General features: G+C 56.5%; 20 protein-coding genes. 13 read left to right on the forward strand and 7 right to left on the reverse strand.

What is annotated here, in order from left to right:
- The first annotated feature begins 8 nt into the window (after window positions 1–8).
- Window positions 9–626: a class I SAM-dependent methyltransferase gene (locus tag VEI50_07390; GenBank protein ID HXX74936.1), complete on the forward strand. Its 618-nt coding sequence runs from the start codon at window positions 9–11 to the stop codon at window positions 624–626.
- Here VEI50_07390 and VEI50_07395 read toward each other — a convergent pair.
- Window positions 623–1,321: an HAD family hydrolase gene (locus VEI50_07395; GenBank protein ID HXX74937.1), complete on the reverse strand. Its 699-nt coding sequence runs from the start codon at window positions 1,319–1,321 to the stop codon at window positions 623–625. The two genes, VEI50_07390 and VEI50_07395, sit on opposite strands and share 4 nt — an antisense overlap.
- An 85-nt stretch (window positions 1,322–1,406) precedes the next feature.
- On the opposite strand from VEI50_07395, the gene der reads away from it, so the two are divergent.
- From der to aat, 8 genes are all read left to right on the forward strand, one after another.
- Window positions 1,407–2,783, forward strand: coding sequence for a ribosome biogenesis GTPase Der (der, locus tag VEI50_07400; protein HXX74938.1), 1,377 nt, complete (start codon window positions 1,407–1,409; stop codon window positions 2,781–2,783).
- A gap of 841 nt (window positions 2,784–3,624) precedes the next feature.
- On the forward strand, window positions 3,625–4,422 hold the full coding sequence (locus tag VEI50_07405) for a hypothetical protein (protein HXX74939.1): 798 nt from the start codon (window positions 3,625–3,627) through the stop codon (window positions 4,420–4,422).
- An 84-nt stretch (window positions 4,423–4,506) separates the two neighbouring features.
- Window positions 4,507–5,157: an RNA polymerase sigma factor gene (locus VEI50_07410; GenBank protein ID HXX74940.1), complete on the forward strand. Its 651-nt coding sequence runs from the start codon at window positions 4,507–4,509 to the stop codon at window positions 5,155–5,157.
- On the forward strand, window positions 5,154–5,465 hold the full coding sequence (locus tag VEI50_07415; protein ID HXX74941.1) for a zf-HC2 domain-containing protein: 312 nt from the start codon (window positions 5,154–5,156) through the stop codon (window positions 5,463–5,465). Before VEI50_07410 ends, VEI50_07415 begins: the two co-directional genes overlap by 4 nt.
- Complete coding sequence (locus VEI50_07420; GenBank protein ID HXX74942.1) at window positions 5,462–5,893, forward strand: cupredoxin domain-containing protein; 432 nt, start codon at window positions 5,462–5,464, stop codon at window positions 5,891–5,893. The genes VEI50_07415 and VEI50_07420 overlap by 4 nt, the downstream gene beginning before the upstream one ends.
- A gap of 42 nt (window positions 5,894–5,935) precedes the next feature.
- Window positions 5,936–6,307 (forward strand): cytochrome c, encoded by a 372-nt coding sequence (locus VEI50_07425; protein HXX74943.1) that lies wholly within the window; start codon window positions 5,936–5,938, stop codon window positions 6,305–6,307.
- A 99-nt stretch (window positions 6,308–6,406) separates the two neighbouring features.
- On the forward strand, window positions 6,407–8,116 hold the full coding sequence (locus tag VEI50_07430) for a hypothetical protein (protein HXX74944.1): 1,710 nt from the start codon (window positions 6,407–6,409) through the stop codon (window positions 8,114–8,116).
- A gap of 114 nt (window positions 8,117–8,230) precedes the next feature.
- Window positions 8,231–8,926, forward strand: a complete 696-nt coding sequence (gene aat, locus VEI50_07435) for a leucyl/phenylalanyl-tRNA--protein transferase (protein HXX74945.1) — start codon at window positions 8,231–8,233, stop codon at window positions 8,924–8,926.
- 808 nt (window positions 8,927–9,734) lie between these two features.
- Here the strand turns inward: aat and VEI50_07440 are convergent.
- The gene (locus VEI50_07440) at window positions 9,735–10,562 is read right to left on the reverse strand and encodes a three-Cys-motif partner protein TcmP (protein HXX74946.1); all 828 of its coding nucleotides are present in this window, start codon (window positions 10,560–10,562) and stop codon (window positions 9,735–9,737) included.
- A gap of 228 nt (window positions 10,563–10,790) precedes the next feature.
- Window positions 10,791–12,164, reverse strand: a complete 1,374-nt coding sequence (locus VEI50_07445; protein HXX74947.1) for a M20/M25/M40 family metallo-hydrolase — start codon at window positions 12,162–12,164, stop codon at window positions 10,791–10,793.
- Between the two features lie 91 nt (window positions 12,165–12,255).
- Between VEI50_07445 and VEI50_07450 the strand changes: the two genes are divergently transcribed.
- The 3 genes from VEI50_07450 to VEI50_07460 are packed head-to-tail and all read left to right on the forward strand — an operon-like array spanning window position 12,256 to window position 14,342.
- Window positions 12,256–12,711, forward strand: coding sequence for a hypothetical protein (locus VEI50_07450; protein ID HXX74948.1), 456 nt, complete (start codon window positions 12,256–12,258; stop codon window positions 12,709–12,711).
- A 12-nt stretch (window positions 12,712–12,723) separates the two neighbouring features.
- The gene (locus tag VEI50_07455; protein ID HXX74949.1) at window positions 12,724–13,650 is read left to right on the forward strand and encodes an NAD(P)-dependent oxidoreductase; all 927 of its coding nucleotides are present in this window, start codon (window positions 12,724–12,726) and stop codon (window positions 13,648–13,650) included.
- A complete protein-coding gene (locus VEI50_07460) occupies window positions 13,647–14,342 on the forward strand; it encodes a hypothetical protein (GenBank protein HXX74950.1) in 696 nt (231 codons plus the stop codon). Before VEI50_07455 ends, VEI50_07460 begins: the two co-directional genes overlap by 4 nt.
- A gap of 11 nt (window positions 14,343–14,353) precedes the next feature.
- On the opposite strand, the gene VEI50_07465 is transcribed toward VEI50_07460, so the two are convergent.
- From VEI50_07465 to VEI50_07475, 3 genes are all read right to left on the reverse strand, one after another.
- On the reverse strand, window positions 14,354–15,481 hold the full coding sequence (locus VEI50_07465; GenBank protein HXX74951.1) for an outer membrane beta-barrel protein: 1,128 nt from the start codon (window positions 15,479–15,481) through the stop codon (window positions 14,354–14,356).
- Window positions 15,482–15,760: 279 nt separating this feature from the next.
- A complete protein-coding gene (locus VEI50_07470; protein HXX74952.1) occupies window positions 15,761–16,480 on the reverse strand; it encodes a response regulator in 720 nt (239 codons plus the stop codon).
- 19 nt (window positions 16,481–16,499) lie between these two features.
- Window positions 16,500–19,202: a sensor histidine kinase KdpD gene (locus VEI50_07475; GenBank protein ID HXX74953.1), complete on the reverse strand. Its 2,703-nt coding sequence runs from the start codon at window positions 19,200–19,202 to the stop codon at window positions 16,500–16,502.
- A 209-nt stretch (window positions 19,203–19,411) separates the two neighbouring features.
- Between VEI50_07475 and VEI50_07480 the strand changes: the two genes are divergently transcribed.
- Entirely contained in the window at window positions 19,412–19,612 is a 201-nt protein-coding gene (locus VEI50_07480) for a hypothetical protein (protein ID HXX74954.1), read from the forward strand.
- Between the two features lie 318 nt (window positions 19,613–19,930).
- Here the strand turns inward: VEI50_07480 and secF are convergent, their stop codons facing one another.
- A complete protein-coding gene (secF, locus tag VEI50_07485; GenBank protein ID HXX74955.1) occupies window positions 19,931–20,845 on the reverse strand; it encodes a protein translocase subunit SecF in 915 nt (304 codons plus the stop codon).
- Window positions 20,846–20,857 lie beyond the last annotated feature (12 nt).

Here is a 20,857-nt window from a genome sequence, read left to right on the forward strand (position 1 = left end):
GCGGCGGCATGGGACTCTATAGCAGCTACATTTTCCCCCGTCTGATGGATTGGGTCATGAGCGGGGAGGAATTTCATCGGTGGCGAGCCCTGCTGCTTCAAGACGCGCAGGGTGAAACATTAGAGATCGGTCTGGGAACGGGACTGAATCTCCCTCACTACCCTCAAACCGTATCATTGTTGCATGCCGTGGATCCGGCATCGCTCCTGCCCGATCGCGTGAGGCAACGGGTCAAGTCCGCGGCGTTTCCGATTCACATCACCCGAGTCAGTGCGGAAACGCTTCCGTTTGCTGATCGAATCTTTGATTGCGTAGTCAGTACCTGGACGCTTTGCACTATCCCCGACCCGATCACAGCACTCAAGGAAATCCGACGTGTGCTCAAACCGACCGGCCGTTACCTCTTTCTTGAACATGGCCGAAGCGAGAATGAGAGGATCGCTGCCTGGCAGGATCGACTCAATCCGATCCAGCGAATAGTCGGGTGCGGCTGCAATCTGAACCGACGGATCGATCAGCTCATCTTGCAGGCTGGTCTCTGCATCACGAACCTCGACCGGTTTCAAATGGAGGGCATCCCGCGACTTGCGGCAGAGATGTACCGGGGCGTGGCGTCCTCCTCCTAGCTACCGGGGTGTCCGTTCATAAGGACGGAAAAGTGTTCGACGGAGGTGAAGATGGACGAAGGAGCAGGCTCGAGCTGTGAACTGGATTTGGCACTATGCAACAGATGAGCGACACCAAAATCCTGGGCGGCGACCAGGCAGCATTCATCGTCATCGATGTAGAGTGAACGCTTTGGTTCGAACCCTACGAGCCGTTGGCAGTTGGGCCAATACTCCGATCGCATCTTTAAATAGCCCACCTCAAACGCATTTACCACACGATCTACACATCGATCCACACCAGTCCTCGCAGTTTTGATGGCTACGCCCGACTCGTGGGCGTTGGTCACAATCGTCACCCGCTTACCCATCCGTCGCAGATTTCCCAAGAACGCCTCCGCCCCTGGAAGAAATCCGATCAGGTGATCAAGTTCCTTTGTCATGGCCACAACGTCGATACCGATTCGCTTGGTCCAGTAATGGAGGTCGGTCCAGGCTAACTCACCTTCGACCGACCGGTACATCGACATGAGCAGGTCGCGGGCTTCTTCGAAGGTCGTGTCGTGTAACAAGGCGTAGCGCCTCGGTAATTCCTCTTCGAAGAAGAAATTATCGAAATGGCGGTCGAGCAACGTCCCGTCCATATCGAGCAGAACGTCATCGATTTGAGACCAATCGGGAATGAGCTGAGTGCTGAGTGCTGAGAGCTGAGTCATGGGTTAAAGTATATCGAAGGTTGGGCAAGAAGACGAGCCTGTTGTCTTTGTGAAAATCCCTGTGTTACGGTCCGCGCGAGGCCGTATGGCACGCGCTAAGCCCAAGACTTCTTCTGCCTCGACCCTGCCGATGGCCGAGACGGGCCACGTACCGATCGTCGCCATCATTGGTCGACCGAATGTCGGGAAGTCCACGCTCTTCAACCGTATCCTCGGCAGCCGGATTGCGATTGTCGATGACGTCCCGGGCGTTACGCGGGACCGCAATTATGCCGATGCCACCTATCGGGGCCGAAAGTTCCGGTTGGTCGACACAGGGGGGCTTGAACCCTCGGCAACAGAGGGTATGCTGGCGTTGATTCGCCGTCAGTCGGAGTTGGCAATTGCCGAAGCTGATCTCCTCATCCTCCTGATGGACGGACGGGCCGGCTTAACGCCCCCAGACCAAGAAGTAGTCCGCTTGTTACGGGGTACGACGAAGCCTTTGTTTGTGGCTGTGAACAAGATTGATACCCCCAAATCCGACCCGCTGGTGGCTGACTTTTATCAGCTTGGCACGGATATGCTCTATCCAATCTCTGCGGAACATGGCATCGGCGTTGCCGAACTCCTCGATGCCCTATACCCCTTGCTCCCTCCGGTCGAGGAAGGCGAAATGCGGAGCGAGACACCCCGCGTTGCAGTTGTCGGACGGCCGAACGTCGGTAAATCGACCCTCGTGAACACTGTCCTGGGAGAAGATCGGGTTGTGGTCAGCGACGTACCAGGAACCACGCGAGATACCATCGATTCGTTGGCCACCTACCAGGGCCGGCAATATCTGTTCACCGACACGGCCGGCATTCGCCGCCGGGGGAAGATTGACCGCGGGATTGAGGGCTATAGTGTGGCTCGTTCGCTTCGCGCGATCGGACGATCCGACGTAGCCGTGCTGTTGCTAGATGCCGTCGAGGGCGTCACCGAACAAGATACGAAGATCGCCGGCCTCGCCTTGCGACAGGGGCGAGCCTGCCTCCTATTCGTGAATAAATGGGATCTTCGCGAAGGTGACGCACAGGCCCGCCAGCAAACCGAGCAAGATCTCCGGCGTCGATTTCCGTTTCTCCCCTGGGCCCCCGTCCTCTTCGGATCTGCGCTCAAACCCGACTCCTTGCGCCGGTTGTTCCCGGCCATCGACGAAGCCTTCGCCTCATTCTCGAAACGAGTCCCCACCGGACACCTCAACCAGTTCTTGCAACAAATTTTGGCGACCCACCCCCTGCCCGTTCGAAAGGGGAAGCCCACGAAGGTCACGAAGTCAGCTTTTATGACCCAGGTCGCCACGAAGCCGCCCGTCTTCGCCTTGTTTGTCGGCCATCCGGAAGACGTTACGCCTGCCTATTTGCGATACCTCGAGCATCAGATCCGAGAGGAGTATGGATTTTCCGGCACCCCCCTTCGGATCCTCGCCAGGAAGAAATAATTCGAACAGTTTCTGAACGACCATGAGCATCTCTGTACACATCCGCTCGCCTGCATGAATCGCTATGCCGGAATTCCCGCTATTTTCGCCAGACAGACTTTCCATGCTCTCAGGTTCAACATTTGCACGTCCCGATGGCCATTTTCACTAGAGGATCGGCGTGAAACAATCCGACAAACTAGCAAGCGGCCCAATCACCGCCCCGACATATCCGACCCATCCCTCCTCTACTACTGAATCTGGCATGATCGTGTTCTCCTCACCAACGCAAATCCTCCATATGAATGGCCCAGCTCGCTCTCTCATAACCCTCTTTGGGGAATCGGGCAGGGCCTGGAGCCCCCCGACTCACGAATCGTTGCCGTCAATATTTACAGAGTTTTGCCGCGATGTGTTGGAACAACTCCGCGGTCGGATGGACCCGCACGACTGGGCCCAATTCGAAATGCGCCGAGTGTGTTACATGGTGACCCCGCCAATTCTTATCCGTGGGTTCGGTATCCCCGATTCGGCCACTAAGCACCCTCGCATCATTCTCACTCTTCACAGCCTCGGTCACGCGGAGCATCATTCTGCCCTCGATACCGATCTTCACCGAACTGCAGCACTCTCACAGGCAATCGTGTAGGGAACATTGTGGCCGCTCACAGGGGGTGAAGGCTTTCGCCTTGACACTCCCCCGGCATCGTGTTATTCGCACAAGTACTCCAGGCGCCGACAGGGGCGGATCTCGGGATGTAGACTCATGGAGGTTTGCATCACATGATCGCCTTCGTTGTTCCATCGAGACGACGTCATGATCAGGCATACCCATCCCTGCGCCGTTCACGTCCTGCACAGCATGAGTCTTCTGGTTTGTGGGCTCGCGCTCTCAGCAGCCCTCACCGGCGTGAGCGCAGCCGAAGAGCCGCCGTCACAGACGGCCATTCCACCCAACACCCAAGCCAATCCAGCAGCCGCTGCGACAGATGAGGCCGACCCTTCCATTGTCTTGCGAGGATCGGTGTGGCGAACGAAAGCGGGTATTGTCTTTCTTAAGACTCCGATCGGGATGCTCACATTCAGCTCAAAAACGACCTTGAAAGATCTCAAGGCCTCTCAGGAAGTCCGGTTTTGGCTGCACGAAACCAGCTCCGTAGTCGAGATCCACAAAAAGGGAGATGACACATTGGTCCATCGCTATTTGAGCGGGCCGATGAAATCAGCGACTGACTCGAGCAAACGATTGCTCTGGTGGACCCCCACCGGAGAACAGGCCGTTCACCCCGGCACACACGAGGAACGACTTGCGTCGCATCACGATGGAGACCCGCTGACCGTTGAAGTGGATGGGGCGGATACCGTGATCGGAGTCCACGACCTTCAGTTCGATCTCCAAGTGGGCCAAGCCCCACCGTCCGGATCTGATACACATGTGTTGCTCTCCGGCACGGTCTCGAAAATAAAGTCTAATTTTGTCTTTCTCCGAACACCGATCGGCGTGGTGACCATCAACACCAAAATCGGGGTTCACAATGCGAAGGTCGGGCAGCGCATGACCCTGCACATCGACCAGGGCCATGTCGGCGTCGATCTCGCCGCGGCAGGATCGAGTGGCACGCGTCCAACCCCTCGCGCAAGCACCGCACCATCCCCTTAGCATCTTGTCTGACACGTTTGCTTTGGGTAGCAACGTCTCCCAGCTTGACAGCCCACGACCGACCTCCTAGACTCCGCGCCACCGATGTCGACTCAGCCTCCCAAGAATCTTCGTAAGCAAGCCAACCGTGCCACCGACGACGAGCGTTCCCAATTTGATAGGATCTATCGAGACCATGTCGATCTGATCTATCGCTACGCTAATCGGCTCTGTGGAGAGGTCGAAGCGGCGAAAGATTTGGTTCAGGAAACCTTTTTGAATGCTTACCGGGGTTTCAAGGATTTTCGGGGCGATGCCCAGATTTCGACGTGGCTCTATACCATCGCCTCACGCGCCTGTCTGCGCATGCGTCGAAAAAAGAAGGGGGAGCCGGAACGGGAGCTGTCGCTCGATGAGTTCGTCCCGACCTCGGAGGGTGAATTCCGACTGCAAATTCCAGTCGACGGGCTAACCCCGGAAGAAGCGCTTCAGAACAAGGAGCTCCGTCAGGCACTCGATCAGGCCATCGGGAAGCTCCCGAGAAAATATCGGATGGTCCTCGTACTCCGCGATATGGAAGGGCTGAGCGCCAAAGAGGTCGGGACAGTGATGGGATTAAACGAACGGGCCGTCAAATCCCGGCTTCATCGAGCTCGCTTGTTCGTCAGGCGGGAACTCAGCGCCCGGGGGATTCCAGAAGGCCACTCGGACGATGCGCCTGCGGCGATACAGACGTCAGGAGGATACGACCGATGACGAAAAAACCGACACCGCGAAAGAAAGCTGAGGCGCAGGGAGGATCCGCTCACAAACACGAGACAGGCCGGTGTCTGCACATTTTGCAGCGATTGTCCGCCTACATTGACGACGAACTCGCTTCAAATGTGTGCGATGAAATCCGCCGCCATCTCGGTACGTGTCCCAACTGCGAGGTGTTTGTGGAGTCACTCCGTCATACGGTCGCCCTTTGTCGTCATCGCCCCATCCCGGCACTCTCGCCGGCCGATCGTCAGGCAATGCGGGAAAACATCTTGCGCGTCGCACGTACGCAGACTCGGTTATGACAACATGGACCACGATGACTCGTCAGATGTGGAGCGTGACGCAGCGGATGATCTTCCTTGCCCTATGTCTGAGTTGGCATGTGCCCCCGGCCAGGGCGGCAGAATCTCTTGTCGTCACCGTGGATATCCAAAGCCGCGTCTTCATACCTCATCGCGCTGTTCTTCATCGTGGACAGGCGACGACATTCGTCATCAGAAACCATGACAGCGAGCTCCATGCCTTTGTGCCTTCTGATCTGTTTACTGGTGTGAATCTCAACGTCACCGGCAATGGAGCGCCAGAATTCGGACCCCATGGATTCAAACGAGCCATCGTCCCCCCTGAAGGGTCGGTGGAGATCCATTTCACACCGGAGCAGGTCGGCGAATTCTTATACATCTGCGACATGCCGGGTCACCAGATGGCGGCTATAATTGTAGTAGAGTGACGGACTATGGAACATACCCCGCCAGGAGGAGGGCGAACAGCTTTGGCCACGATCGTCTCCGGCCTATTAGGGATTGGATTAACGTGGGTCGCGGCTCCGTCTGATCAAGCGAAATGGGAACGTGGCCGGATCCTCTATGAACAACGATGTCTCGATTGTCATGGATCCGAAGGCCGCGGAGACGGGCGCAATGCATTGTCTCTCTCTCCCCGACCGGGAAACCTGATTTCGGCCGCCACGTCGGCCAAATCCGATCAGGACCTATTAAAGATCATCGCGAATGGACGCCCTCGTACGGCGATGCCGGCATGGGAGGACGAGCTATCCGACGAAGATCAACAAGCAGTCCTCGCATACATCCGCTCGCTTGTTCGTTTTAATCGCCCGCTGACGCCACAACCGCCCGCCCCATGACCGCGGGGATCTCGACCCAAGCCCCTTTCGGATTCTTCCGAGGCCATGTTAGAGTGGTTTTTTTGAGTCTTTCATTGTTTGGGAGGGCAGGGACTCGTTATGGCATGTCGCTTCACACGAATTTCGAACATTACGGTTCTTGCCGGTATTCTGACGGTCATCACCCTTGGACTCACTGGCCCTCTGGCTGCGGCCACAGCGAAACAGCAGAAGCCCGCCGTCACAAAAAGCACCCCTGCCTCGGATACGGCGCGCCGTTACGCCGAAGCGATCGCCAAAGGAGACCGTGTGACCGTCGGTCAACTGGATTTTGCCTGTCAGTATAGAATCGTGGCCGCTTCTCCTGCGGCAGTGAAATCCTATCCGCCGGAAAACGACCCCTCTTACGACTCCTGCTGGCAAACCCTCAAAACAGCCCACGCACCCGTGCTGAAACGGGATGATGTAGCCATGACGGTCCTTTGGCCGAGCGCCGGGCTGCTGGCGTTCTTCGGCGACGAATTGCCTCGCATGCCGGCCTCCGCCTTCGTGATGGAGGAATTGGGGATTTCCCCGCCAGGAACCGGTCTGCACGTAACCGTGGCCAAGAGTCAATCCATTCCTTCTGGATCGTTCCGTCTCAAACCCAACGGCAAGGTCGTCGAGGTTCCCACCACCCTGGTATTCTTGACCGTGAGTTATCAGGATCTCCTCACCTCGCCGGTCACCTACGCAGCAGGAGTGGTGAAACGGGCCAACACGATCAAACGCGCACGGGCGGCGCTGAAGTCGGTCACAACCCAATGGGTAATCTTTACTGGTCTCAAGAAGCACGGGTTCCCCGGCGATGCTGCCGTCTTTAATTTACCTGTGAGCGCACGGCCCGAAACCCCTGGCGTGGTGCCTGAGCAAATCCCCTTTACAACCGAAAAGAGCCGGGCTCTTCCCGATTCGCTTCTATGGTGGGGACCGACTGATCAGCCTGGCACCCTGACGGCGGCTGCCGCTCGGGCCGCCACGTTTCCTGATCTGCGTGATCGGGTGGCGCTGCTCAATCGCATTCTCATCATCGATCCGAACCAGCCGGACGCGTTGACCGTCTTGACACGCCATCTGTATGCGGTGTTCCTCCGCGAAGGAAAGAACAGTCACCAAGTCATGGTTAAAGACCCGGCCCTGTCGCTGGTCGTCGACGAGTTTTACTGGAACGTCTATGCCCAATCGATCCGGATGGATCTGTCGAATGACATGGAAATGGGCGGACTGCCACAGCCGACGCCCGCGGATTATCTCTTTCGTATGTTGCCGGCGCTGGAAACCTTGGCCAAGGTCAGACCGGAACAACTCGACAATCGTTTCCGGCTCGGTGCGGCGTATCGATGGAACAACGAGCAACAGGCGGCGATCGACACGGACGAAGCCCTGGTCAAGGACATACCGGAAGGGCGTAAGGCAGCTAAGGCCGAGGCCATGCTCCAGCTTGCCTGGTCGCGTATGCACAAAGTGGCGTGGAATCGAATCCTGGACGATCCGGAAATCAATCGAGCCTACGGAGACGCCGAGGCATCTCTCGCGATGGCCGAACTCCCGATCGACAAGTTTCTCGCCGAATACACGATGGCCTACTGCATGATCTTCATGCCGAACTACGGCGACAAGGCTAAGTTGCTCCATCACTTGACGGAAGCGAAACGCTGGTTCGATGAAGTGCCGGGGAAAACCGACGAGGTCTGGCGTTATTTTCTGCACTCGGAACTGCTCAAGGCCGTCCTCGACGCCGATCCAAGCTTTAAGCCGATTTTGGCATCGGCAGAAGAGCACAAATCATAGAGACGGCGGAGCACCACATGGTGCTCCGCCTCGGACCCACCGAGATCGACGGACAGGCAGTCCACAGGCACTCGTTATAGTCTTTCCCTGCCGCCTGCGGTATCGTGCAGTAGCATGTTCAAACTGAACCAGCGCGGCGATGACCTGCGCTTTCCTCCGGTAGAACTGGCGTCGCCCGAGGGCCTGCTTGCCGTCGGCGGCGATCTGCGCACGGAGCGATTACTCGAAGCCTATCGCCATGGCATTTTTCCTTGGTACAACGACGACCAGCCGATATTGTGGTGGTCACCCGATCCTCGAGCTGTACTGTTTCCGGACAAGCTCCACATTTCTCGCAGCCTGAAGAGAAAGCTGCATCTCGGCGGGTTTACCGTTACGCTCGACACGAGGTTTCGCGACGTGATGCAGGGATGCGCGGGACCGCGGCTTCAGTATCCCGAGGGAGGAACCTGGATTACGGACGCCATGGTCGATGCCTACGGGACACTTCACGAACTGGGCTACGCCCATTCTGTTGAAACTTGGCGGGAAGGACATCTGGTTGGCGGGCTCTACGGCGTCGCGCTCGGCGGCATCTTCTTCGGAGAATCGATGTTCACGCGCGTGCCGGACGCCTCAAAGGTCGCGCTGGTCTCACTCGTGCGGCAGCTCCGGGCTTGGGACTTTCGGATCTTCGACTGCCAGCAATCCTCGCGCCACATCAAAATGCTCGGCGCCGAAGAGATCCCTCGGCACGAGTTTCTCGATCACCTTACCAAAGCGCTCACCCTGCCCGATCGATGCGGCCGATGGAAGTTCGACCGGGATTGAGTTCAGAATGTATTGCAAGATGAGGAGCAAATAATTCAGCGATTCGAAAAAGCAGCTAGTGTCACAAGTCCGCCGTCAAACTTTGGTTTCACCCTGCTCGGCATCTGATCCCATGTTCTTCCATCAAGGGTCCGGCCCGTTCTGCTCTTGAATACTCCACCCCACTGCTTAAAGAAGAAAGGCACCTTTGCGGCGATACATTGAGCCCTTATTTGACGAACCCACTGCGGTTTCATTGGCCGAGAATAGGGACCGGATTCCCCTCCAACAATAACCCAATTGATTCCATTCAAGTCGAGACGCGGCAACGGGCCCAATAGGGGTTCTAGGGATAGGAATTTGATTTTCGCGCTCGTTTTTTTAAGGTGATCGATCCTAAATAGGTAATCGCTGCTCTCGACGCTTACTCCCATCCAAACGTTGTCTCCCCATGTCAGTTGGTCATCTAGCTCTGCCACTCGTTCTGCACGCTTTGTAAGGATTTGGAATTGATGCTGAGGTGTTGCCCGCATGACACTAAAAACTCGCTTAATGAATTCAAATGGAACGTCTCTGTGAAATAGGTCGCTCATCGAATTCACAAATATAACTCTGGATTTTTTCCAGCTTAATGGTATTTCCAGTGCTTCAGGGTGAAGCGAAAGGATGAACCCATTCTTGTACTGAGACGTACCCGCCGCTCGCAATCGTAAAGCCAAGCGCTCGGCATAGCAGTTCTTGCATCCTGGACTGATCTTGTCGCAGCCTGTCACGGGATTCCACGTTGCCTCTGTCCATTCAATCTTCGTAGGACCTGCCATGCTCTAGCCTAAAGCCTCTTTTCATGTTTCTTGAAGATATCGTCGATGATCTCGAGAGCCACTGGCTTAGGAGATGCGAAGAAGAGGTAGTAAACAACAGCCTCCCGTGAGTTTCGCATGGCCAGTGGCCGAGACACATGTTTGAAGCCAGCGATTCGGAGCAATCGCTCTCGGAAAGCTTCTGTGACAGCCTCGTTGTCGGTTTTCTCTTGGTAGCCGAAAAGATTTCCAGCCGGTGAGTATGCTGCAGTTTTCCAACTTTCGTCGCCCCAGAATCGAGTCATCCTTTCCGCCTGGTCAGGTGGGACAGAGTCCGGATTGTGCTTTAACACATTCATATTCATATCCATAATTGGAAAGTTCAAAAATATCTCGATTGATTTCATCTGGCCAGCAGTATAGATCACTCGCCAATCAAGATGCAGCCCATACGGATCCAGCAGGCAGAGTCCGCGGCGATAGTTTTTGAACTGGATTTTGGGGAATACTTTCTCAAGAAGCACCTCGTTACAGTCGCCTTCGTGCACGAATACATTAGCCCGTTTTTCGGCGACTTGTTGAAGAGAGTCAATCCGTGCTTGGTTTATGTCAATGAAGTGATATTCCGAAAATGGCGGGCGCACATTCAGAGCATTGAGTGGGGAACCCGCAACAAACTCTTTTGTTGAGCGAGATATGTGTACTCCAGGTCCTGCAAAAGCATCAATGTAGACATGATGAAGCCTCAGCTTCTTTTGGCCAGAAAGTATTCGAGAGTAGGCCTGCGCGTACTCTCGTACGATGTCGAGTTTTACTTCAGACCAAGGACCAATCTCGTCAAGATCTGAACCTGCCACGAGGGCAAGCTACTTGCTTCAGAATATTACGTCAACTTTCCCTCAAGAGTAATACTGGTATTTTGCGGGCTGCTTTGCCATGCCTGCGAATGCCGCGGAGGATCGGTGTTTGTATTTTTGACCACTGCTCACTTCGATAGGGCGGCCTGGTTGATCCTCGAATGCTCGCGTCGAACGAGGCCCTTCTGAGGGCGCGCGTTCCGCGAGCAGGAGGACGACCAGGCTGCCCTACCCCTTCCCCATTGTCGCCAGCTCCGCGAAATAATGTGCGAAGGCTTTCATCCCGCCGGAGGCCTGACCCCAATCGAAATATTCGTTCGGGGCATGATACCCGTGTTCGGGGAGGCTGAGGCCCATAAAGAGGATCGGCACCTTCCAGGCTTCCTGCATCGTCACCACGGCGCCGATCGATCCTCCTTCCCGAATAAAAGCAGGTTCTTTGCCGAATCCCGCCTTGACCGACCGTTTCACGCATTCGACATAGGGTCCGTCGAAACTTCCTTTATAAGGATGAAGCATGCTCTCCCGTTCCACCTTCACATCGGGATTGAGCTTCGCCACATACTTCTTGAACAACGCAAGCGCCTTCTCCGGCGTCTGGTTCGGCACCAAGCGCATGCTGACTTTCAGCTCGCCATGACCAGGCACGATGGTCTTCAAGCCCGGGCCGTGGTAGCCGCCGGTGAGCCCATGGATCTCGAAGGTCGGGGCAGCCCAAATCCGCTTGGTGATCTCGGCCGGATCGTGCGTGCGAAGCGTGTGAAATCCGTAGGCCTCTTTAAATCGTTTCACTTGAAATCCCGATTTGAGAAAGCTTTTAATCTCGTCTTTCGATGGTTCAACGACATCGTTGTAGAACCCGGGAATCTTCACCTTGCCGGTTTTCGCCTCCACACAGGCATGTGCGACTTCCATGAGTTCCGCCAGCGGATTACGCGCCGCACCGCCCGTGACGCCTGAGTGAGCATCCTTGCTGCCGGTACGCAGGGTGAGCCGCGCGCCGAGCAAGCCACGCAGCCCGTATGGCATGGCCGGACGACCCTTCGCAATCCAGATCGTATCCGATACCACAACAGAATCCGGTCGCCGAATCGCCGCCTGATTCTTTACGCCGACCGCGAAGTGCGGGCTGCCGATTTCCTCCTCGAGTTCCCACACGAAACGGATATTGATCGGAATACCTTGCTCAATGGCATAACGCGCCCCCAACACCGCTGCGAGAGCCGGGCCTTTGTCATCGGTTGCGCCGCGACCATGATAGAAGCCACCGTCATTTTTAAAAACAAACGGCTCCTGTCTCCATTCCGGTTCCTGTGCCGGCTGCACGTCGAGATGGTTGTAAATGGTGACGGTCGGATGCTTCGCGCCGGTCATCCAGCCACCGGACACGATCGGATAGCCGCCGGTTTCGACGATCTGCGCCGCCGCACCTTGATCGATCAGAATCTGTACCGCAAGATCGGCCATTCTCCTGATGTCCCCAGCTTTAGCTGGGTCCATGCTGATCGACGGAATCTCCACCATCTGACCGAGCAGGTCTTCAAACCTTGGTCGGGTTTCCACCACATAGGCGTTGAGTTGTGGCGCTTGCACAGTCATCATGGTCCTCCATAAAGAAAGCCGCCGCGAATTATAGCGACTGCATACGTTCTGCGGAAGGGACTTCTGCTCTGACGTTCTGTAAAATGGGGCGATGATGAGACGGCTGGTGCAACTCTTGGCCTGTGTGTGGCTCGGATGGTCGGTCGGTTTCTCGTCGGCTGCGGCCGGTGAACCAGTCACGATCCGCCAGATCCTGGACGAACCGATGTCGTTCCACTTGCGGCAGGTCACGTTGCAGGGGACCGTTCGGAATGTGACACCGCTCGATCCCTACAAGTTGCCGGCTGGCACGGCCTGTTACGGAGCCTATCTGTTCTACCTGGAGGACGAGACCGGCGTGATCAACGTCGCCGTCTATGGCCTCTGCGGCATCCCGACTGTGAAGGATCCTGACGTTGAGGACGGCCAACGGATTGAACTCATCACCACAATCCAAGCTCCCAGTCACGGCGGATTCTATTTGAGTTTTGAGGGGATCAAGGTGGCGAGAGATCAGGAGGGAATCATCCAGGCTGTGGCGGATAGGATTACGCCCCTGCCAGACTAGTCAAGCGCTCGAATGATGACAACGCTACCCATCACGCCTCTCGGTACAAGTATCGGGTGGATCGGCACCGGGGTGATGGGTGCTGCCATGTGTGAACATTTGCTCAGGGCCGGCTACCGAGTGACAGTCCATTCTCGTACACGAGCAAAAGCTCAGCCGCTGATTGATCGAGGTGCCCGCTGGGCGGAGAGTCCACATGAGGCCGCCGCCACATCTGATGTCGTCTTTACCATGGTCGGATTTCCTCAAGATGTCCGGCAGGTCTATTTCGAAGCAGACGGACTCCTCGCTGGCGCTCGCCCGCGAACATACCTTATCGACATGACGACGACACAACCATCCTTGAGCCGTGAGATTGCTGACGCTGCCGAAGCCAAACGTCTCCACGCCATCGACGCGCCGGTGTCCGGTGGCGATGTCGGTGCGCGCAACGGCACACTCTCCATTATGGTGGGAGGCGAGAAGCCCGTGGTTCAGGTCGTGATGCCTTTGTTTGAAGTACTAGGGAAGAAGATTGTGCATCAGGGTGGGCCCGGTTCTGGTCAGCACGCGAAACTGTGTAACCAGATCGTGATCGCTGGGACGATGGTGGGCGTGTGCGAAAGTCTGCTCTACGGGTATCGAGCCGGTCTTGATCTCAATCGACTGTTGGACGTGATCCGAAGCGGAGCCGCGGCCTGTTGGACCTTGGAGAATTTGGCGCCGCGAATCCTCCAGCGGAATTTTGATCCAGGCTTCTTTGTCGAGCACTTCATCAAGGATATGGGTATTGCGTTGGAAGAATCGAGACGGATGGGACTCACGCTGCCGGGGCTTTCTCTCGTACATCGGCTCTACGAGAAAGTTCAAAGCTTAGGTCACGGCCGATCCGGCACCCATGCGCTGATGATCGCTCTCGAAGACCTCTCACACATCACGATCAGCACACCGGCCACATGACTGAGCCGCGCGTTATAGCTGTGCTCCTGTGCGTTCTGACCGGTTGTGCGAGTAGCCAAGGACTGGATCCGAAGCCGCTCAACGACCTGCTGCGTTATGAAGAAGAGCGCTTCATCGGGGAGCAGCCGATGTCCTCTCACGCGGCTCGCTCTTCGAGGCCTTCTGCTCTTAAGCTCGGGCTCTACCTGAAACCGACGGGATTCATCAAACGGGAATTTGATTGGACGGACGACGATCGTGACACAGTACTGGCTTGGGCAAATGGTCTCCGTTCAACGGGAGTCGTGTCCGGCTCGACTTTCGTGTCGCAATCTTCGATCAAGGGCAACACACTCACCGAGCTCCGAGAGTCCGCGTCGCGCTATGGCGCAGACGAGCTCCTAATTCTAGACGGGGCCGCGGCGATCGATCGGTACAATAACTACAAAGCGTCTCTTCTCTATTGGACGATTCTGGGAGCATATTTCGCCGACGGAACTCACAGTGATGCTCTGTGCCTTCTCCGTAGCTCTGTATGGGATGTCAAGACGGGAACTCAACTCCATACGGACGACGCGCAGAGCACCGCGAAGCAGGTTGGGCCAGCGACACAAATAGAGGATCGGGCAACAGTTTCACACGCGTGCCGGCAGGCACTCACGCAGCTCTTGGCTACCGTGAAGAATCGGCTGGTGCATCCTCAGAATCCTTAAGCGGACTCACGCTATGGGGAGTCGAAGGTCCAGAGAATCCCGAGTAACAACATCTGTTGGCCTGGCGTTAGCCCGATGACGCCGGGACTCACTTGGTTTCGTGTAAAGAACCCGCCTTGGGCACCGGTCGAATCGTCGTACCGATATTCGAGCCGGACAACCGTGTTTGTCCACATATAGGGGAACTTGTACTCAACGGTGGTGGTGATCGCCTTCACGAACTGCTGATTCCCCGTCCACCTTCCGTTCCGGTCCCAATAAAATTCTGGACGAAGGGCCACGCTCCAGGGGCCGGCGATATGCCACCTGCCTTGCAACACTCCGGCCATGACGAAGGTCCGGGGATTACCCACCTGATTGAGGATGCGTTCCGTGCCGATGTCATAAATTAGAGTGACCGTCACATCGTCCCCTTTCCATTCCACGCTGTTGTCGCTGAAGAGCCGCCAGAACTCCAATGAGGTACTCTGCTGGTCCGGCCCATAATAGAGGGTGTTCGTCACCGTGAACCGCTGAATCGGTTTCCACGTGACTTGTCCGCCATAGCTGGGTTGATCGTTGGGGGTCGACAGGTGATAGTAGTGATTGACGATGAACGCCGCAATCGTGAGATCCTCGTTCACCGGATACTTAGCGTTCACACCGAACATCATGTACGGCGTATTATCCGCTGCCCAGGACCGAGTGTAGTTGAAATTGTCCTTCGCGTAGAGCGACTCGTACCCGATCAAGCTGTTGAACAGCCCAGCGGTGACGGTCAGCCCGTTTCCGACCGGCGCCAGATACGACACGTTGGCGCGATGGATATGGCGCAGCGTATCGGCACCATCGACCTTGGGCTCATTGTTGAGAAAGGCGAAATCATCCGTGTCATACCCGAATTGGACACCCAGTTCCGTCCCCCAGCGGGAGGATTCCGTCGCGTCCTTCCTGACATAGACAAGCCCCATGTTGGGGGTCAGTTCATTGTTGCGCTCAGTCGTGGTTCGGCTGCGCCATCGGCGGTTCTCGGGAAAATTAAAGTTCACGATGTAGCTCAGGTCGAGATAGGCGCCATAGTGCCAGTCGTCTGTTGATGACTCGCTGGCTGTGGATGGAGGAGGCTGGGGTTTGGCTTGCTTCTCAGGCTCCTGATTCACATCCTGAGCCTCACTGACAGACACCGGTGCGACCAACGTCCATCCAACGACCAACCAGCAGAATCTGCTCAACCGGCGATAGGGCGGCTTCGGTGACAGGATTTCAGAAGGTTCCCTCTTACGTGTGCATATGTTGATCTCTCGCACAATGCTCTCCCGCTGAATATCCGGAAAGCTCTCCTCTGTTCGACCCTGCGAACTATACCCCGTCGCATTTCAAAAGGGGATGAAAACTGACAGTGTGAAGATGAAGGATATGCAGACGGTGAGGAAGTGAGGTCATTCCGTCCGGAGTCGATACCCGACTCCGAGTTCGGTCACCAGATAACGGGGATGGGCCGGATTGGATTCCAGCTTGTTGCGTAGCTGCCGCATGTACACTCGAAGATAATGCCCCTCGTCGACGTGGAGAGGACCCCACACTTCTTTCAGCAACTGTCGATGGGTGAGCACTTTTCCAGCGTGCCGAACGAGCGTAGTGAGGAGCTTGTACTCTATTGGCGTAAGATGAACCTCCTTGCCAGAAACAAATACCTGCCGTCGACCGAGATCAACTCGCAATCCACCGAACGAAAACACGGATTCACCGCCAGCCTCAGTTACTCGGGCAACGTGCCTGAGGGCAGTGCGCATCCTTGCAAGCAACTCATCGATCCCGAACGGCTTCGTCACATAATCATCAGCGCCGAGGTCGAGCGCCACCACTTTCATCTTTTCCTGATCTCGTGCCGAAAGCACGATAATCGGCGTGGCAGTCCATTCCCGCACCTGGCGAATCACTTCGTTTCCGTCAAGATCCGGCAGACCAAGATCGAGCAGGATGAGATCGGGATTTCGGGATTTGGCTTCGGTCAGACCGTCCCGTCCCGTCGTGGCCTCGTACAAGCGAAAGCCGTGCGCGGGCAAGGTCGTCCGCAGGAACCGGCGAATCTCCGGCTCATCCTCTATCACAAGGACTATGACTTCATGTCCGGACGTCACGCAGAGGCCTTCGACCATAAACCTTTCCCGGAGTCGATCAGACCGGCTTCGCTGCAGCCTGTTCCGATTCGACAGAGGGTTGACGCTCCATCAATGGGATCGTAAAACGGAACACCGCTCCCCCTCCACGGCGGTTCTCGGCCCAGATGCGCCCGCCATGCGCTTCAACGATACCCCGACAGATCGTCAGTCCGAGGCCGACTCCTCCTTCACGAGCGGGCTTGGCACGGTAGAACTTGTCGAAGATGCGGATTTCTTCGCCGACTGGGACCCCCGGACCTCGATCTGCAACTTCGACAACCACTTCGCGATCGGTCGCCGATGCGGACATATCGATCACACTTCCTGGAGGCGCGTACTTCACAGCGTTTTCCACGAGATTGATCACAACTTGTTCCAACAGCACTCCGTCCACGAGCACCAATGGCAGATCGGGAGGAAATGTGGTGTTGATAGCATGGTCGCGCAACCGTCCTTCCAACCTGGCCAGACCCGCACCGACGACCTCATCCACGGGGTGCCATTCCTTACTGAGTTGAACGGCCCCCGCTTCGATGCGCATCATGTCAAGAAGGTTCTTCAGCAAGCGATCGAGTCGATCAGCCTCCCGATAAATGGAACGCGACAGCTCGCGTCGCGCATCAGAGTCGAGTTCTCCCTGTTCTTCCACCAAACTACTGGCCGCACCCGTGATGGTCGCCAGCGGTGTCCGTAGATCGTGAGACACCGAGCTGAGAATGGCATTCCGCATGCGCTCCGTTTCCACCCGCACATGCGCCCGCTCTGCTTCCTCGGATAAACGCGCCCGTTCGATCGCCAATGCGACTTGGTTCACGAGAGAGTCGAGCAGATGTATCTGATCGGGCTCCAGGATTCGGCTGGATTCAGACGGCCGGACCGCCACAACACCTATCGGTCCGACTGACCCAACCAAGGGCAGGTACAGGGCGCTGGCCCCGGGCAGTGTATCGGTGCCTAGCCCGGCTCGCTCGTTATGTTCGAACACCCATTGGGCCACTCCGGCTTCTTTGGGGTCGAACTCAAAATAGAGCGCCTCCCCCCGTTGCAACTGCAGCCGTCTATCGGCATCAGCAAGAAAAATCGCGACCTGACTGTCGAACACATCACGAAGATGTTTCGCTGCAAGTTGAGCCAGTATGCTCGTCCCGCGATGAGTCGCGAGATCGCGACTCATCGCATACAGCACTCCCATTCGTTTTTCCCTGAAACGCGCCAACTCGGCTTGCTCTCGAGTACGGACGGCGAGATTGCTGATGACCAACGCCACAACCAGCATAACACCGAAGGTCAGCAAATATTGAATGTCGGAAACGGCAAACGAGAAGTAGGGCGGCACAAAGAAAAAGTCGAATGCCGCCACGCTCAGCACTGAGGCGAGCACCGACGGCCCGCGGCCCCAGCGAATAGCAACCACGACCACGGCAATGAGATAGACCATTACGAGATTTGTCACCCCGAAATAGGGGAACATCAGCCACGCAACCGCTGTAGCAATCAGGACTCCGATCGAGGCATAGCCATACCCTGACATGTCCCTTGTTTTGCGGAGACTCCGACGGACGAGCGATTGGCTTTCCCCTGCTTCCCCCGTAATGACATAGATGTCGATCTCTCCACTGTGATGGACAAGGTCCGACACGACGGAGCCGAATATCCATTCCTTCCACCACGACCGAAGCGGTTTTCCGACGATAATCTTGGTGACGTTCCGGCTACGCGCATAATTCAAGAGCTCCTGGGCCACATTGTCGCCGGTCAATGTCACCACTTCGGCTCCCAGCTGTTCAGCCAGTCGTAGAGTCTGCACCAAACGATCCCGCTCGGTCTGAGGTTGACGGAGATGCCGGGGAATCTGAACGTAGACCGCGATCCATTTGGCGTGCAGGCCGGCAGCCATCTGGCGCGCCGCCCTGATCAGGCGTAGCCCCCGCGGCTTCATATTGATGCACACCATAATCGTTTCCGCAGCCGGCCAGGTTCGGATGACCGCGTGGTCGCGCCGGTAAACTTCCATCTGCTGATCGACGCGCTCGGCCGTTCGCCGCAACGCCATCTCGCGCAGCGCGATCAGATTCCCTTTGGCAAAGAAATTTCGGATGGCGTGCTGGATCTGTTCCGGAACGTACACCTTTCCATCCTTCAGGCGCTGCAGAAGGTCGTCGGGTGGAAGGTCGATGAGCTCCACGTCGTCCGCCCGTTCCAGCACGGAATCCGGGACAGTCTCGCGTACACGCACACCGGTAATCTGTGCCACCACGTCATTCAAGCTTTCCAGATGCTGTACGTTGACCGTGGTGAAGACATTGATGCCAGCGTTCAAGAGTTCTTGGACATCTTGCCATCGCTTCGCGTGACGCATGCCAGGCGCGTTGGTGTGAGCAAGTTCGTCGATGAGGATGATGGTAGGACGACGCGCGAGTGCCGCATCGAGATCGAATTCCTGGAGGACCGTTCCTCGATAGTCGAAGGCGCGGCGCGGCAAGACTTCGAGGCCCTCCACCAAGGCTTCGGTTTCCACCCGCCCGTGCGTCTCGACGACGCCGATGACGACGTCTACCCCATCGCGACGTTGCTCGTGCGCTGCCTCGAGCATGGCGTAGGTTTTCCCCACGCCAGGGTTGGCGCCAAAGAAGATCTTGAGTTTGCCCTGTAGCTGCCGGGCTTCTTCGGCCTGCACTCGCTTGAGGAGCGCGTCCGGATCTGGTCGCTTCTGGTTCATCAAATATCCGAGTTCCGGACCACACGGTGTGGTCGAACGATGCTTACGACCCAACAAATCCTAGAGATTGGCCGGAAATCCGTCAATGGCGGCATGTCCTTCACCATCATGAATTTTTACAGAAGCTTTACAGGTAGCGGCTATCTTCTTACCACATTTTGAGGCCTTTCGCGTTATGTTGTGCCCTGGGCATACAAGGAGGTCCCGTTATGGAAGCCATCGACCTGGCAACGCTGATCGTAGGGGGAGTCATTGGTGTCGGAGTGATCGAGCTGATTATATGGCTTGTGGTCATCCTTAGACATCCCGGCTTCGACGATTTTCGACCCGACCCGGTTCCGGCTGCTTCCACTAAACCGAGTGTGGCCGGCAGTTATCGAGGAACCCGTTCTTCAGACATGGGACAATGAACCGCCCGAAGATCCGAGCTGAGACCCCGCCTAGCTCGGCATCGAGCTCCATTTAGCTAAGACCTCGTCGGGTAATGTATCGAAGGAAGTCTCCTGGTAAACCGAGCGGCTGCTCGATCCCCTGCTTCCACGACTACTGCCTTCTCTACAGTCAAGTTATCGGCCAGTGAAGGCTCGCCGATCCTCCTGGTTCTCTTCCAGGCGAGCCGGTCTTGTGCTTGGGGTTGAGTGGTACTCGAAGTCAACCGCGGGCATTTCTCTCTCGAAGGAGTAACAACGTTCGTATCAGTGGGGCCCTGGAGGAAAATCCGCGCTCGGTCACCGTAAGCGATGGGCGAGCAGGCGTCCTTCACCGCCAGGCAGGACCAAAAGCAGCGGGCTCGCGACGAAGACGGACGAGTACGTTCCGATGATCACGCCCCACAGCAAGGCCAGAGAGAAGTCGTGAAGCACTTTCCCTCCGAACAGCGCGAGGGGGACCAGTACCAGCACGACGGTGAGACTGGTTACGATGGTCCGGCTCAAGACCTGATTGATTCCATTGTTAATGGTGATCTCGATCGCCTCGCGACGTCGCACGCGCACATTTTCACGAATCCGATCAAAGACCACCACCTTATCAGTTAGTGAATACCCAGCTAGCGTCAGCAGCGCCGTCACGACCAGCAGCGTGATCTCTTTGTTCAGGAGATAAAACACGACGAGCACGTCGTGTACCATCGCCAGAGCCGCAGCAATGCCGAAGCGGAGTTCGAACCGGGCTGAGATATATAGGATGATTCCAGCTAGGGAAATGACTATCGCGATCAGGGCATCTTGCCGGAGTTTGTCGCCAATGGTCGGACCGATCTCCGCTGTGGTTTCCACCGTCACCTGATGGCCGGGAAAGGCGTCGCGAAGTGCGGAGATGATCCGATCGGTCATTTTCTCTTCGACAGACATCGACGATTTTATACGGACCAGCAAACGGTCGCTCCCGGAAAACTTCTGCAATTCAGCCTCTTGCAACCCCGCCTGTTCCAAAGCGCGCCGCGCGCCGTCAATCTGGATCGGCTGATTGAATTTCACCTGCACAGAGGTGCCTCCGGTAAAATCGATGCTGAGATTCGCCGCGCCACGACCGATTTGAATGAGCGCAAACAGTCCGGTCAGGACAAGAGCGCCTGAGAGTCCGAAGGCCACCCGGCGGGCACCAAGAAAATCGATGTTCGTCTTGCCGATAATTTCAAGCATTTACTGTCCTCC

Source organism: Nitrospiraceae bacterium, assembly GCA_035623075.1.
Lineage (GTDB): Bacteria > Nitrospirota > Nitrospiria > Nitrospirales > Nitrospiraceae > DASPUC01.